The following is a 14,044-nucleotide window of genomic DNA, read 5'->3' as shown; positions in this document are numbered from 1 at the left end:
GTAGTTAATACTGAGATCATACTGCAGAAATTGATATTGGGGAGATCAGATGTAGGAAACAATTTCATGAATTGGTATTGAGAACGGACAAATAGCGTAATTTAATACAAAGGAAAACGATCAATTATTTTTTACCTGGGAGGTGGAACCTCTTTATCCCCTTGGGATGATGAGGACCCTATTGGACATATTTAATTTATTTATGGTTGCTGTACTTATCCTTCTTACTGCATTTTTCGTAGCTGCAGAATTTTCGATTATCCGTGTGCGTATAACCCGGATTGACCAGCTGGTGGCAGAAGGGAACCGGAATGCACTTGCAGCCAAAAAAGTCATAACCAATCTGGACGGATCCCTCTCGGCTTGTCAGCTGGGGATTACGATTACGGCACTCGGACTCGGTTGGCTCGGAGAACCGACGGTGGAACATCTGCTTCACCCCTTGTTTGTAAATTTGGAGCTTTCAGCTGCTTTGGCGAAGACCATTTCGTTTATCGTTGCTTTTGCATCCATTACCTTCTTGCATGTTGTGCTGGGGGAGCTGGCGCCTAAGACCATCGCCATTCAAAAAGCGGAAAGTGTCAGCTTGCTGTTAGCCCGTCCGCTTCTCATCTTTTACCGTATCATGTATCCATTCATCTGGGCATTGAACGGAAGCGCCCAGCTGTTTGTGAAATTGTTTGGATTCCAATCCGCCTCTGAGCATGAAATGGCCCACTCGGAAGAAGAGCTTCGTTCGATTTTAAGTGAGAGCTACAAAAGCGGGGAAATCAATAAATCGGAATTCAGCTATGTGAACAACGTGTTTGAATTTGATAACCGGCTCGCCAAGGAAATCATGGTGCCCCGAACGGAAATTGTTACGCTGCAGGTGGACCAAACCCTTGATGAGGTCTTTGAAACGATTATTGAGGAGCAGTTCACCCGTTATCCTGTTGTTGGTGAGGATAAGGACGAAATACTGGGAATGATCAACTCCAAGGAACTGTTTCACGGCGTCATGAAAGGAAAACAGGCGGTTCCGCTTGAGAAATACACCCGTCCCATTTTGAGTGTGTTTGAGAACATTCCGATACAGGAGCTTTTAACCAAAATGCAGAAAAAACGTGCCCATATGGCCATCCTGATGGATGAATACGGCGGAACCTCCGGAATGGTCACGATTGAGGATATCCTGGAGGAACTGGTTGGAGAAATCAGGGATGAATTTGATCAGGACGAATCCCCAATGATCCTCAATGTGAACGCTAAAACAAGAGTCCTCGACGGCAAAGTGCTGATCGAAGACGTTAACGATATGTATGCTCTGGATATCGATGAAACAGATCTGGACACGATCGGCGGCTGGATGCTTTCCATGAACTCGGACATACAGAAGAATGATGTCGTGCGCCATGAAAAATACGAATTTAAAGTATCGGAAATGGAAGGCCACCAAATTAAAAAGATCCAGGTGAGGGAAGTCGAAGAACAGCCTTCAGAGGCGAATTCATAAATAAATGCGTCGAAATTAGTCGAAACTCACTGGCATTAATCCGTTTGAGAATAAAGGCCTCAAATTTGAGAATAAAATGGCTTGTTTCGAGAATAAAAAAGTTTTTTTGAGAATAAATGAGGGATTTTTGAGAGTAAGTTAAATTAGAGGAATGAAAAACTTAATTTAAACAGCAAAGTCAGGCGCTTGCCTGGCTTTTTAAATGCGGAAAATCTATTAAAACAGCAGGTGATGGGTCTGATGTAGCGAAGAGGTTTGGCAGAACACTCCCTGCCCGTTTGGGAAGAAAGCACACGACGTAAAATAATCAAAAGGAGATGATGGAGTTGGAAAACAAGCGTTTCGAAGTCATTGAGAAGCAAGGAAAGATGGAAGTGTATCAAGTTGTTCGTGATAATGAGACGGGTGTTTTATATGTGTCTTATGCTTCAGGCTTTGGAGTTGGTTTTAGCGTTATGGTTGGTCAAGATGGAAAACCTTTAGTGGATAACGACTATTTGGACTCCAAGAAGTCTATTCAAAAATAAGGTGAACTTTTTTGTTGCAAAAAAGGAAAAATCCCCCTTGTGAAGTATAACTAGAGTTGGATTACTTTTTAAGGGGGAAGTTGAATGTTTATCGTAAACGTTGAAGCCGCAGTATACAAAGAAGATAAGTGGCTGATCATTAAACGCAGCTTGAAGGAAGAGCATGCTGGGGGACTGCTTGCGTTTGTGGGCGGGAAGGTGGACCCGGCAGGAGAATCTGCCAATATTCTGGAGGAGAGCGTAAAAAGGGAGCTATTTGAAGAGGTGGGGGCAATGGTAAAAGACGAGCTGCAGTACGTTCTGAGCACATCATTTACCCTGGCCGATGGCCGAGAAGTTATCGATATTATTTTCTTATGTGAACTGGATGATTGTACCCCGTATGTGAAAAGTCCGGATGAGGTAGAGGCTTTGTACTGGCTATCGGAAGAGGAAATACTGAATCACCCTAAAACTCCGGTTTGGCTGGCCGAAAGTATTAAAGAAGCAGAAGCAATGCGCATACAAAAACAAGCCATTCCGGCAGCTGAGTAATGGAGCAATTCACGGTTAAACAAATTGATAGCCTAAACGAGTTGAATATCACCGATTTGGTTGAGGAGAGCAAAAAGGAAGGTTTTCGCTTTCTGGAATGGTTAGTGCGGGATTACATAGAGGGCAAGAATGCTTTTGACAAGCCGGGGGAATCGTTGTGGGGTATCATTGATCCGGGCGGTCAGTGTGTGGCCATCGGCGGACTGAATCAAGATCCTTTTGCTAACGATCCATCTATCGGCAGGATAAGAAGATTTTATGTGGCTCATGATTATCGAAGGATTGGGATTGGAACCCTTTTGCTAAAAAGCATCGTGAAGGAAGCTCACAAACATTTTCACACACTGGTGCTGCATACGGATACTGTGCGGGGAGACCACTTCTATACTTCATACGGTTTTGTTCAAGAAACAAGATATCCCCATTCTATCCATTGGCTGCGTTTGAAATAAATGAGCACTGAGGTGTAAGTATGCTCGAAAATAAAAATATTTACTGGCTGGGTGGGTCATCCTGTGCGGGTAAAAGCACATTGGCCCAAATGGTTGCCGAACAGTTCCATTTAAAACTTTATTCATGTGATGAACATTTTAATGGCCATCTAAAAGAGATAGACAAAACAAAGCAACCAGCCATGTACAAGGTTTCATCCATGACTGCGAATGAAGCATTTTTTAATCGGTCCGTTGATGAGCAGCTCAGGGTGTATGGCCAATCATTTAAGGAAGACTTTTTATTTGTTATTAACGACCTTGCGAGATTGGAAGATAAAGAAATTGTGGTAGAAGGAAATCAACTGCTCCCATCGCTGGTGCTGCCTTATCTAAAGGAAAATCATAAAGCGATTTGGGTGGTTCCGACTGAATATTTTCAAAGGAAACAATACCGAAAACGAAGCTGGATGAACGAGATTATAAGAGAGACAGATGAACCCGAAACAGCCTTTGAAAACTGGATGACCAGGGACGCGCTTTTTGCAAAGCATATCGTAAAAGAAGCAAAGCAACTAAAGCTCAATCTTCTGGAGGTTAACGGGGAAAAAGATATAAGAGAAAACTTCAATCTTGTATGCAAGTACCTTCGTATAGAAGGTAGGATGAGATATTAATATATTTTTAACAAAATTTGCAGGGGCTCAAAATTTCGCATACAAAGTTTTTACTCTGAGTGGGCCTTTTGTCTATTGCGTAATATTTTCATAGTAAGACTGTATATTGTCCGGTTTCGACAAATAACGACTATCTGCTCAATTCGTTCAATGACCCACTAAAAAATCCTTATGAACTCCAATATATATTATATCGTAATAATTTATGGGTTTAGGAGGATTTGATTTGGACTATTTGTGGTATTTTTTTATTTTTATATCAATCGCATTTCCTTTTCTGCACTCTATTCACTGTCTGCCCCTGTTCAGGCGGGCGGGTCTTGAGCGGAAAAGAAGAACATTAGAAGACAAAGGAGTCAGTATTCTGATTCCATGCTATAACGAAGAAGGGATTATTGAAACGTCAGTCAACAGTATGAAGACACTGTCCTATTCAAAGACAGAGATCCTTTATATCAATGACGGTTCTTCGGACGAGACGCTTGCCAAGCTCGATTCGTTGTTAATGTTAACACCGTGCATGAAGGCTCATACTCGCCATTTGCAGCACAGGAATGTGAAAGGTGTGTACCAGTCGGAATACTATCCACACGTTTTTGTTCTGGATAAAGTAAATGGCGGGAAGGCAGATGCATTGAACGCCGGCATCGAATATTCCAGCCAGCCACTGGTCATTACTCTTGATGCGGATACGGTCTTAACCGATGAGGCATTGCCGGCAGTAAACCAGGCGTTTTCGGATGAAAATGTCATTGCGGCGGGCGGTGTCGTGCATGTGCTTCAAACCATGGTTAAAAAGCCTATGGATGGCTTGTCTTTAAAGAGCGCGAATATGCTGGTACGGGCACAGGCGCTGGACTTTATGAAGGCTTTTTATGTCAATAAAGTTTCACTGGCACGTTTTAAAGCACTGGCTGTTATATCCGGTGCTTTTGGAATTTTTACAAAGAAAGCTTTACTCGATGTCGGCGGTTACCGGACGACTGTCGGTGAGGATATTGATATTACCCTGAAGATGCACAAATACATGACTAAGGATAAGAAACGTAAAATGGTCCTCATCCGTGATGCGGTTTGTTATACAGAGCTTCCGGAGAACGGGAAAGATCTTTTTAAGCAAAGAGTGCGGTGGCAAAAAGCATTTGTGGATTGTCTTTTTCACTTCGGGCCCTTTTTGCTTAAAACGTTGTTCACCAAACCGGTGTCTTTCTTCTATTTATTTGAAGGTTTTTTTGCCGGGACGCTTGCGGTCTATATCATGACCGGCGTATTGATCATGGATGGAATTGATGGGCAGTTGTTTTCTTGGACCTTCCTTTTCCTCTACGTTGGTTACATTTTTATCATCGGCCTGGTCTATGACATGGTGGCCATTGGCATGAGTGAAAGGCATGGCTATGCTTTTCAGGAAAAGGAGACGTATCCTTTGCTGATGGTCATTTTATTTGATGTTTTCCTGTACCGCTTTATCACCATGACTGCTGTTATTTATGGCACGGTGGACTTTTTCTTCAACCGCAAGGCGTGGAATAAAGTTGCCAGAACGGGAAGGCACTATGAGACTGGGGAAGAAACAGCAGCATAACGTAAAAACAGACTTTCAGGATTCCTGAAAGTCTGTTTTTTTTATTCTGCTCTGAAATCGCTGCCCGCTTGATTCGTCAAGATACCGCTCGCGATAATTCTGAAGAGATGCTCAGCTCGCGGCGCAGATGACGGCTGGTTGCTGATCCACGCAAGCGCAGCAGTCAGTGAAAACAGGTCATCGCCATCCATGTCTGTACGCGCAAGTCCCATTTACAGGCACTAAAAAGTACCATTAAACCCTTTTGGTGCCTACGATACAGAAAAGTGCGTACTTCTCAAAGGCTTCGTTATGGTGAATAATAGATGGTGTTTGATGAGCTCGAGTATGGGAGGAATTATTGTGGCCAATCATTTACAGGATACAACCACTTTGCATAACGGAGTTAAAATGCCCTGGTTTGGACTTGGGGTATTTAAAGTAGAAGAAGGACCTGAGCTTGTTGATGCTGTCAAGGCAGCGATCAAGAACGGATACCGCAGCATCGATACCGCGGCGATTTATGAAAATGAAGAAGGTGTAGGAACAGGGATCAAGGAAGGACTTGCAGAAGCTGGACTTTCCCGCGAAGACTTGTTCGTAACCTCAAAAGTCTGGAACTCCGAACTGGGATATGAGAAAACAATCGCAGCGTACGAGGAAAGCCTGAGAAAGCTTAACCTGGAATATCTCGACCTGTACCTCATTCACTGGCCGGTGGAAGGCAAGTTTAAAGACGCTTGGAGAGCGCTTGAAACGCTTTATAAAGAAGGAAAAGTAAAAGCAATCGGTGTAAGTAATTTTCAAATTCACCATTTGGAAGAACTAATGATGGATGCCGAGATCAAGCCAATGATCAACCAGGTAGAGTATCATCCGAAGCTTACACAAAAAGAGCTTCAAGAGTTCTGCAAATCTCAAGGCATTCAGCTCGAAGCATGGTCTCCGCTCATGCAGGGGCAATTGCTGGATCACCCTGTGCTGAAGGAAATTGCTGACGCCCACCAAAAGAGTGTGGCACAAGTGATTTTGCGCTGGGATCTGCAAAATGGTGTAGTGACCATTCCAAAGTCTACAAAAGAACACCGCATTATTCAAAACTCGCAAGTCTTTGATTTTGAATTGTCGCAAGAAGAAATGAAACAAATTGACGGATTAAACGAAAACCTTCGTGTAGGACCGGATCCGGACAACTTTGATTTTTAATAAAAAAAGTGGAAGCAGAACTCCTGTTAAAAGGGTTCTGCTTTTTTGTTATCGTTCATCTAAAAGATAAACCTCATTCCCCACACGAACGTTACCGGTTTTGATAACAGAAGCATAAACGCCAAAATTATTCTGGCGTTCTTTGGCTACGGTTTTTAGTAAAGAAGCATCCCATTCGGCACTTTCAGGGTGATAGGTAATAATGGAACATCGCTCACAATGCCCCAGTAATTGAATTTCCACTTCGTCTCCAATTTTCACTCGTTTGCCGAACCATGTTTCTTCGATAAAAGGAATCTTTTCTACTAAAGATATATACAGGTTGGGACGGAACCGCCGATGCTCTATTTCCTGTTTTCCTGCCAGTTCCTTCAATTTGTTCAGGGAAGCATCCGTCACCAATTGCAGGTGCGCCTCCTCAATCGGGCCAAAAGGAACATGTGTTGGACTGTAGGAAACGGGTGAAATTTTCCGTTGTGATTGATCTTCGAGTTCCTTTGTGAGCTCTTCATCTCCCCACGATACGATCTTACCCTCGGGAGTGGTGATCTCCACGCCAGGATAACTGTCCAAGGACTCAGCTCCTGAAAATCTCGCTTTATACCGTACCATCTCGGGGAATTGGGTGATGGTCAAAAACTTATCTTTTCGTGTTTCATCTAAAAAGGCATGGCTGCGGTCCCCGTATAGTCCATAATCCATAATCTGCGTCTCCTGCACACTTTCACCGAAGAACGACTTTACAGGATGACGAACGAGTTCTTTGATGTGGCCAACTAACATATTACCGTCTCCTTTTTTCTATAGGTTCGATAATCAGCATTACCACAGGTTGTCAGGGTGATATACTAATCATAGATCTTTTAACTCCACGATATTCCTTTTCTTACCCACCATTTTCGCCATCTATCAGTATTTTCGCTTTACCCATCAGCACATCAGGATTAACCCTCATGTAAAAAAAGTTTGAACAGGAGGATTAACAATGTTGCTGGAAAACAAAAATGCAGTGGTTTATGGGGAGGGCGGTTGCCATGCTGCGTGAAGTGGCCAATGCGGCCTGCTTAATGGCCTCTGACCATGCCAGTGCCGGAACAATCGCCAACTTGACCTGCGGATTTTATATGGACTAAGGAGAAGATAAACATGAAGAAAGTCAGAGTATATCATTACGAAGCGTTCAGCAGAGAGCCTCATAAAGGCAACCCGGCAGGCATTGTGCTGAACGGCGATGAATTGACAGAAATCGAGATGCAGGAAATTGCGCACAAGGTCGGGTTTAATGAATCCGCTTTTCCTGTCCGTTCAAATCGTGCAGACCTGAGGATGAGGTTCTTTACTCCTGGACATGAATCCGATCTATGCGGCCATGCGACGATGGCGACTCTCTTTGCGTTGAAAACCAAGGGACTGCTTGGTGAAAAGACAGAATTGACGATGGAAACGAATGTGGGTGTTTTACCGCTCCAAGTGGATTCAGACGGGCAGGATGTTACTATTACCATGCAGCAAGCGCCACCAGAGTTCAGGAATTTTAACGGCTCGATTGGGGATCTGGCCCATTCACTGGGGATTAAACGTAATGACATTGACTCCAATCTGCCAGTAACCTACGGAAGCACCGGAAACTGGACGCTTTTGGTACCGGTCAAAAGCTTAGACGCAATAAAGAGAATGAAACCGGACAATGATAGATTTCCTTCCATTTTAAAAGAAATGCCCCGTGCCTCGGTGCACCCGTTTTGTCTTGAGACGTTTGATGAAGAGGCTGACATGCATGGCCGACATTTTTCCTCTCCTTACTCGGGAACCATTGAGGACCCGGTGACCGGAACGGCTTCGGGTGTGATGGGAGCTTATTATGCCACGTTTATCGATCAAAAAGCGGAAAGCCCTTTGAATCTATTAGTGGAACAGGGACAGGAGGTTGAAAGGGACGGAAGAGTGAACGTGCAAGTCACGAAAACGGACAAGGGAATGAAGGTCCAAATCACCGGTACAGCTGTAAAAGTGGACGAATTTGAAGTCGCGATTTAAAAGCAGCAGGGAATCTGTGATGAACTAAGAATACGAAATAGGGAAGTTATTGTCTGAAGGGATGTGACGCTTATGGTACGCATGAATTGTGTTTATGACCAGGTCACCATTAGTAAAAAACGAATAAAAGGACGGGATGTTATTCATGATAACTGGAGAAAAGGTCCAACTGCGGCCGGTGTCACTCGACGATTATAAACGAACCTACCATTGGCGAAATGATGAGGAAACGGCCCGGTTAGAAGCAGGTACAGGGTTCTTTCATCTCAGCAATGTGCCCCTGGAAGAAATTGAAGAAGATTATGAGAAATCAATCATTAAATTGGATAAACGGGAAGCTGGCGAGTTTTCGATTTATATTTTGGAAGAAATCCCAGAATATATCGGAGGAATTGGCTACCGGGAACTGAACATGATTGCCAGGCGGTGCACGGTGGGAATCGGAATCGGCCACAAGGAGTATTGGGGCAAAGGATATGGAACGGATGCGATGAAGGTTCTGATCCGCTTTCTATACCGAACGATGAATTTAGAACGTATTCAACTAGATACCTGGAGCGGGAACACAAGAGCCATCCACTCTTATGAAAAGTGTGGTTTTGAAGTGGAAGGACGCTTAAGAAACCATTCCTATATTGATGGAAAGTATTACGATACGATCATTATGGGGTTGTTGAGAGAAGACTTTCAGTGTGAATAACCATAAGAAAAGGCAGCCACTTCAGCTGCCTTTTTTGTTATATAGATTTAATTACTCTTGCCGGGTTTCCAGCCACAACCGTATCTGGAGGAACATCTTTGGTCACAACAGATCCCGCTGCCACAACCGAATGGTCACCAATCGTCACCCCAGCCAGAATGACACAGCTTCCGCCAATCCATACATCATCCCCGATGGTAATAGGAATGGCATATCCGCTTTTATTCCGATCTTTCGGTGTAAGGGAATGACCTGCCGTATAAATCCCCACATTGGGGCCGATCATGCAGTTGTCACCGATTTGAACTTCTGCCATATCCAAAATCGTGCAGTTAAAGCCGGCATAAAAGTTGTCACCCACATGAATATTGTAGCCGAGGTCGCATTGGAAATTGGCTTCAAGGCTGGGTTTCTCGCCAACACTGCCAAACAGTTCCCTGATGATTTCGTCTTTCTTTTCCTCGTCCTCAAGGTCACAATGATTCAATTCCCGTGCCAGTTTTTGAGCAACTGTCGTTTTTAATTTCAGTTCCTCAGTTCCGCGTTCATAAACAATCTTTTCTTTTTCACTCAAATGCATTACCTCCCTAGATAAGGATTGAACCTTTTCGGCAATTTCCTTTGGTCGTATATCTAGCTTAGTCAAAGTATTTATATCAACCCATACAGGCTGATATGATCCTCGATTTCGGTCACTTTTGTACTCATTTCCAGTACCTTTTCCGAAAACCCCTCCAACAATACTTCCTAAGAAAAAGTACTGAATGCCGTTGTAAGGAATGGTTGCCAAACAGTTCTTTACATTCACGTTCAGGCCTAATTCCTCAAAGGCTTCCCTTTTCGCAGCGACTTGTGGTGTTTCGTTGTGTTCGATGCCGCCACCGGGGAAGACATAATAAGTTTTTCCGTTGAAGATCCTTTTAATCAACGCGACCTTATTGTTGTCGATCAAGACGATGGATCCCCTATCCCTCAAGTGAACCTCCTGAAATCAATTCTTTTGTCATTAAAAGGTGGGGGATGCCGTCTTCCATAAAGACATCAGAGGACGTCTGATAGCCGAGTTTGTGATAAAAGCCCTCCGCCTGAGTTTGGCCATGCAGCTTGACCCGGTTTGTTCCTTTGTCCGCTGCGATATCTTCCAATGCCATGATGATGATTTTTCCCAATCCAAATTTACGGTGGGACTCCAGAATACAGATTCTCTCGAGTTTTCCGACGCCCTCCACCCAGCGGATTCGTCCCGTTCCAACAGGCTGGCTTTCATAGTAAGCGAGAATGTGCTCACAGCGGCCGTCCAACTGGTCAAACTCATCAAATTCGTCCTCTAGCGGAACACCTTGTTCTTCAATAAACACCTTTTTTCGGATATAGAATGCCTGCTCTAACTCTTCATTTGAAGTAATTCGTTTCGCTTCCAATGACGCTACGCCCTTTCCTGTTATGTAAATAGCTATTCATAACGTATAGTATTTTCGCTACTTTTGCAAAAGGAGAAAATGGAAGAGAAACAGAATGTTAAGGGTTGGGAGGTGAATTCGTAAACGGCGGGTCACCAAAGACTTATAGGAAGCCCTCAGGGCAGCAGAAGGAATAAGAGGCAGGACATTGAAAAAGTTAATTAAATTTATAAGGGGATGAATCTATGACAGTGAGTATGGGTGTCGTTCAGGATGTTCTCGATAATTACAAATCGGCGGTTTATGAAAAAGATGTTGAGAAATTTCTATCGAGCTATTCTCCTGATGTTCATATCTATGATTGCTGGGGAAACTGGGAGAGCAGGGGAATTGCTCCATGGAAGGAAAGCGTCATCGATTGGTTTAATCATTTAAAAGAAGAGGGCGTTTTCCTCAACGTTCATTTTAATGATCTGGTTATAGAGGAAACTTCAAATCTGGCATTTATCCATTGTGCGGTTACATTTGCAGCTCACAAGGAAAAGTCTGGAGAAAAGCATCGCCAAATCACGAATCGCTTTACCTTCGGCTTACGAAAAGTAAACGACTCCTGGCTAATCACCCATGAACATTCCTCGCTGCCGATAGATATGAACAACGGAAAAGGAATGTTTAACCTAAGATAGCAGGACCTTTTAAGGATTGCGGATGCAATCCTTTATTTTTGGACGGTATTCTTTCTAGTAATGTTACGAATTCTTGCCATTTCAACTTCTTTATCTCTTACACTCTTAACGTTTTTTCTAATAGAAGAGAGAATACCTCTAGATCATCTCTTTAACCAATTGGTTGGAGACGAATGCCTCCATTTCCTATAAAGTTAAGGTAACCATAGTTTAGGAGGAGAGCAATGTACGAGGCAATACTTCATGGCTTTATTTTGGCATTCGGCCTCATCCTGCCGCTCGGCGTGCAAAATATATTTGTCTTTAATCAGGGAGCGGTTCAGCCCAGGTTCAGCCGGGCGTTGCCGGTGATTTTAACAGCATCCGTTTGTGATACCCTGCTGATTACGCTTGCTGTCGCCGGGGTTTCAGTTGTTGTACTGGCATCCTTTTGGATTAAAACGGTTCTGTTCATCCTTGGGATTCTTTTTTTACTCTATATGGGAGTTGTGACATGGCGAAGCAACCCGCGGCCGGTAAAGGAAGAGGAGATCAACGTACTATCGCCGAAAAAGCAGATGGCTTTTGCACTCTCGGTATCCCTGCTGAACCCGCATGCGATTTTAGATACGGTTGGCGTCATCGGAACGAGCTCCCTAAACTATGGAGGAAGCGCAAAAATTGCTTTCGGGCTGTCCTGTATCGTGGTTTCCTGGCTGTGGTTCCTTGGGCTGGGCATTGCAGGAAATATGCTCGGTAAGATCGATGAATCGGGGCGTATCATGGGATTGATGAACAAGATCTCTGCCCTCGTCATGTGGGGTACGGCTATTTATCTCGGTACATCATTAATCAATCACTAAAGGAGAAACATCATGAGCTGGAAACTAAACACATTTGATGAATTAACGACACGTGAACTGTACAGCATTTTAAAAGAGCGGACGGAAATCTTTGTTGTGGAGCAAAACTGCCCTTACCTTGAAGTGGACGGCAAAGATCTGACTTCCTATCATTTGTACAAAAAAACAGATGGCGAGGTTGTGGCCTATTTGCGGATTCTGCCGGCAGGCGTATCCTACGAACAAGCGTCACTCGGCCGGGTAATTGTCAAAAAGGAGTACAGAGGACAGGGGCTTGCACAGGAACTCTTAAGAAGAGGCATTGACTTTACATTAAACGAGTTGAAGGAAGATACCATCAAAATCCAGGGGCAGCACTACTTGGAGAAGTTTTATGGATCATTTGGTTTCAAGACGATTTCGGATGTGTACATGGAAGACGGGATCCCGCATGTGGATATGCTGCTGGAGAAGAACGCAAATATATAAGGAAAGAGAACTGCTTTTTTAAGAGCGGTTCTTTTTTATGGAACAGGAATTTATAAAACATGTAGAGAACTTTTTGATTTGGGGTGAATAATGAGATTCTGTTTCCCGCTTTAAGAGCGCTTGTAGGAAGGGAGAAATTCTAATGCAAATTCTATTAATTCGCCATGGAGAGTCTGAAGATGACTTTTTAGATGAGGGCTATGCGGGTTCCACGGATTTACCGTTAACCGAAAAGGGCGTCATGCAGGTACAGAAAATGGCCAAAAGGGTGCTGGACGATTTCCCTCCGCAATTCATCTGGAGCAGTACACTGATGCGAGCGCGACAAGCTGCCGAAATATTATCTCAGTCTACTCAATGTTCGGTAGAATACTCAGACAATCTAACTGAAATGCAGGATGCGGAGGATGATGCGACGTTTCGAAAACGCGCTCAAGAGGTTTTATCCTATATTAAAATAAATAGCGGGGATTTCAGCCGGATTGCGATTGTGACTCATGGCGGCATGATTACTAAACTTATCGAAAGCTTCATGGAATTGCCCGAAGCTAATGATATATGGTTTCATACAGACTATACGGGAATTCACTTTCTGGATTATTATCGTGATAAAAGGATTATTAAATTTGCAAACAGCACTTCCCATTTGCGGGGTTTGTAAATGGGGGCTTGCTTTCAACAGTAAGGAGATGAAAATTTAATGGACCAGCAAACCTACCCGGTTCAATCTTTAAACGCAGGAAAAATCGAAACACTAACCTATGGCGGCAAAACCTTTGAGTCGGCGATCAGGAAAGAGGCAGTTCAAGAGCGTATTTTTCTAAGCAAAATTGGATTAGTGGGTGATGAGCAGGCCTACAAACATCATGGGGGCGAGGATAAAGCGCTGTGTTTATATCCTCAGGACTACTATCCATACTGGAGTGATATTTTAAGCAACTTCAGCCAGACGGCCCTTTTCGGCGAAAACATTACCGTAAAAGGCTTAACCGAAGAGAATGCGCACATTGGAGATACATTTACTTACGGAGAAGCGGTAATCCAGGTTTCTGAACCCCGGAATCCGTGTTACAAGCTTGCGGCTAAGTATGATGTGCCGGATATGGTAGTTCGGATGAGAGATACAGGCTATACGGGTTTCCTGTTCCGCGTGCTGAAAGAGGGATTCGTATCACCAGGGGATGACTTAGTGTTACTTGAACCGCATCCAGCACAGGTCTCTGTCTCATTGGTGAACGATGTGAAGTTCTTTGACCGGTTTAACCAGGAAAAGCTTGAACGTGTATTATCCGTTGATGCGCTGTCCGAAGGGATCCGGGCAACGCTGCTCAAGCAATATCAATCCAAAACCAAAAATAGCTGGGGATGAAGATGTGTTTTTACGTAATCTGCTTGTGGATTTCACGGGTGATTGATTAAAGGATATAGATGACTGGCACTTGCGTGGTGATTTTGGATTGCTCCACGAATTATTGAT

General features: G+C 43.8%; 19 protein-coding genes and 1 pseudogene. 15 read left to right on the top strand and 5 right to left on the bottom strand.

Annotated elements, in window-relative coordinates; all coding sequences use genetic code 11:
- The first annotated feature begins 181 nt into the window (after nucleotides 1–181).
- From QYB97_RS11705 to QYB97_RS11680, 6 genes are all read left to right on the top strand, one after another.
- On the top strand, nucleotides 182–1,495 hold the full coding sequence (locus tag QYB97_RS11705; RefSeq protein ID WP_301166188.1) for a hemolysin family protein: 1,314 nt from the start codon (nucleotides 182–184) through the stop codon (nucleotides 1,493–1,495).
- A 326-nt stretch (nucleotides 1,496–1,821) separates the two neighbouring features.
- A complete protein-coding gene (locus QYB97_RS11700) occupies nucleotides 1,822–2,022 on the top strand; it encodes a DUF6440 family protein (protein WP_301166187.1) in 201 nt (66 codons plus the stop codon).
- Between the two features lie 84 nt (nucleotides 2,023–2,106).
- Nucleotides 2,107–2,556, top strand: a complete 450-nt coding sequence (locus QYB97_RS11695; RefSeq protein WP_301166186.1) for an NUDIX domain-containing protein — start codon at nucleotides 2,107–2,109, stop codon at nucleotides 2,554–2,556.
- A complete protein-coding gene (locus QYB97_RS11690) occupies nucleotides 2,556–3,008 on the top strand; it encodes a GNAT family N-acetyltransferase (RefSeq protein WP_301166185.1) in 453 nt (150 codons plus the stop codon). The genes QYB97_RS11695 and QYB97_RS11690 overlap by 1 nt, the downstream gene beginning before the upstream one ends.
- Before the next feature lie 20 nt (nucleotides 3,009–3,028).
- On the top strand, nucleotides 3,029–3,664 hold the full coding sequence (locus QYB97_RS11685) for a hypothetical protein (protein ID WP_301166184.1): 636 nt from the start codon (nucleotides 3,029–3,031) through the stop codon (nucleotides 3,662–3,664).
- A gap of 226 nt (nucleotides 3,665–3,890) precedes the next feature.
- Complete coding sequence (locus QYB97_RS11680; protein ID WP_301166183.1) at nucleotides 3,891–5,249, top strand: glycosyltransferase family 2 protein; 1,359 nt, start codon at nucleotides 3,891–3,893, stop codon at nucleotides 5,247–5,249.
- Nucleotides 5,250–5,290: 41 nt separating this feature from the next.
- Here the strand turns inward: QYB97_RS11680 and QYB97_RS11675 are convergent, their stop codons facing one another.
- Entirely contained in the window at nucleotides 5,291–5,461 is a 171-nt protein-coding gene (locus QYB97_RS11675) for a hypothetical protein (RefSeq protein ID WP_301166182.1), read from the bottom strand.
- A gap of 130 nt (nucleotides 5,462–5,591) precedes the next feature.
- Here QYB97_RS11675 and QYB97_RS11670 point away from each other — a divergent pair, with 130 nt between their 5' ends.
- Nucleotides 5,592–6,434 carry an aldo/keto reductase gene (locus tag QYB97_RS11670; RefSeq protein ID WP_301166181.1) on the top strand — a complete coding sequence of 281 codons (843 nt, stop codon included), beginning with the start codon at nucleotides 5,592–5,594 and terminating at the stop codon, nucleotides 6,432–6,434.
- Nucleotides 6,435–6,482: 48 nt separating this feature from the next.
- Here the strand turns inward: QYB97_RS11670 and QYB97_RS11665 are convergent, their stop codons facing one another.
- On the bottom strand, nucleotides 6,483–7,217 hold the full coding sequence (locus tag QYB97_RS11665; protein WP_301166180.1) for an MOSC domain-containing protein: 735 nt from the start codon (nucleotides 7,215–7,217) through the stop codon (nucleotides 6,483–6,485).
- 221 nt (nucleotides 7,218–7,438) lie between these two features.
- Between QYB97_RS11665 and QYB97_RS11660 the strand changes: the two genes are divergently transcribed.
- The 3 genes from QYB97_RS11660 to QYB97_RS11650 all read left to right on the top strand — a co-directional run bounded on the left by QYB97_RS11660 (nucleotide 7,439) and on the right by QYB97_RS11650 (nucleotide 9,171).
- On the top strand, nucleotides 7,439–7,567 hold the full coding sequence (locus tag QYB97_RS11660) for a hypothetical protein (protein WP_301166179.1): 129 nt from the start codon (nucleotides 7,439–7,441) through the stop codon (nucleotides 7,565–7,567).
- Nucleotides 7,568–7,580: 13 nt separating this feature from the next.
- Nucleotides 7,581–8,471: a PhzF family phenazine biosynthesis protein gene (locus QYB97_RS11655; protein WP_301166178.1), complete on the top strand. Its 891-nt coding sequence runs from the start codon at nucleotides 7,581–7,583 to the stop codon at nucleotides 8,469–8,471.
- A gap of 145 nt (nucleotides 8,472–8,616) precedes the next feature.
- Nucleotides 8,617–9,171, top strand: coding sequence for a GNAT family N-acetyltransferase (locus QYB97_RS11650; RefSeq protein ID WP_301166177.1), 555 nt, complete (start codon nucleotides 8,617–8,619; stop codon nucleotides 9,169–9,171).
- A 37-nt stretch (nucleotides 9,172–9,208) separates the two neighbouring features.
- Here QYB97_RS11650 and QYB97_RS25285 read toward each other — a convergent pair whose 3' ends face one another.
- From QYB97_RS25285 to QYB97_RS11640, 3 genes and pseudogenes are all read right to left on the bottom strand, one after another.
- The gene (locus QYB97_RS25285) at nucleotides 9,209–9,751 is read right to left on the bottom strand and encodes a sugar O-acetyltransferase (RefSeq protein WP_425589796.1); all 543 of its coding nucleotides are present in this window, start codon (nucleotides 9,749–9,751) and stop codon (nucleotides 9,209–9,211) included.
- A gap of 201 nt (nucleotides 9,752–9,952) precedes the next feature.
- A pseudogene (locus QYB97_RS25280) lies at nucleotides 9,953–10,123 on the bottom strand (NUDIX domain-containing protein); the annotation flags it as partial.
- A 13-nt stretch (nucleotides 10,124–10,136) separates the two neighbouring features.
- Nucleotides 10,137–10,592, bottom strand: coding sequence for a GNAT family N-acetyltransferase (locus QYB97_RS11640; protein WP_301166175.1), 456 nt, complete (start codon nucleotides 10,590–10,592; stop codon nucleotides 10,137–10,139).
- Nucleotides 10,593–10,816: 224 nt separating this feature from the next.
- Here QYB97_RS11640 and QYB97_RS11635 point away from each other — a divergent pair, with 224 nt between their 5' ends.
- From QYB97_RS11635 to QYB97_RS11615, 5 genes are all read left to right on the top strand, one after another.
- Nucleotides 10,817–11,257 carry a YybH family protein gene (locus tag QYB97_RS11635; RefSeq protein ID WP_301166174.1) on the top strand — a complete coding sequence of 147 codons (441 nt, stop codon included), beginning with the start codon at nucleotides 10,817–10,819 and terminating at the stop codon, nucleotides 11,255–11,257.
- A gap of 224 nt (nucleotides 11,258–11,481) precedes the next feature.
- Nucleotides 11,482–12,099: a LysE/ArgO family amino acid transporter gene (locus tag QYB97_RS11630; RefSeq protein ID WP_301166173.1), complete on the top strand. Its 618-nt coding sequence runs from the start codon at nucleotides 11,482–11,484 to the stop codon at nucleotides 12,097–12,099.
- Nucleotides 12,100–12,111: 12 nt separating this feature from the next.
- Nucleotides 12,112–12,567, top strand: a complete 456-nt coding sequence (locus QYB97_RS11625; protein WP_301166172.1) for a GNAT family N-acetyltransferase — start codon at nucleotides 12,112–12,114, stop codon at nucleotides 12,565–12,567.
- Between the two features lie 142 nt (nucleotides 12,568–12,709).
- Complete coding sequence (locus QYB97_RS11620) at nucleotides 12,710–13,228, top strand: histidine phosphatase family protein (protein ID WP_301166171.1); 519 nt, start codon at nucleotides 12,710–12,712, stop codon at nucleotides 13,226–13,228.
- Between the two features lie 39 nt (nucleotides 13,229–13,267).
- The gene (locus tag QYB97_RS11615; RefSeq protein WP_301166170.1) at nucleotides 13,268–13,936 is read left to right on the top strand and encodes an MOSC domain-containing protein; all 669 of its coding nucleotides are present in this window, start codon (nucleotides 13,268–13,270) and stop codon (nucleotides 13,934–13,936) included.
- Nucleotides 13,937–14,044: the final 108 nt, after the last annotated feature.

It is taken from the genome of Fictibacillus fluitans, from assembly GCF_030418125.1.
Taxonomy (GTDB): domain Bacteria; phylum Bacillota; class Bacilli; order Bacillales; family Fictibacillaceae; genus Fictibacillus_C; species Fictibacillus_C fluitans.
This window is presented reverse-complemented; position numbering and strand designations above follow the sequence as displayed.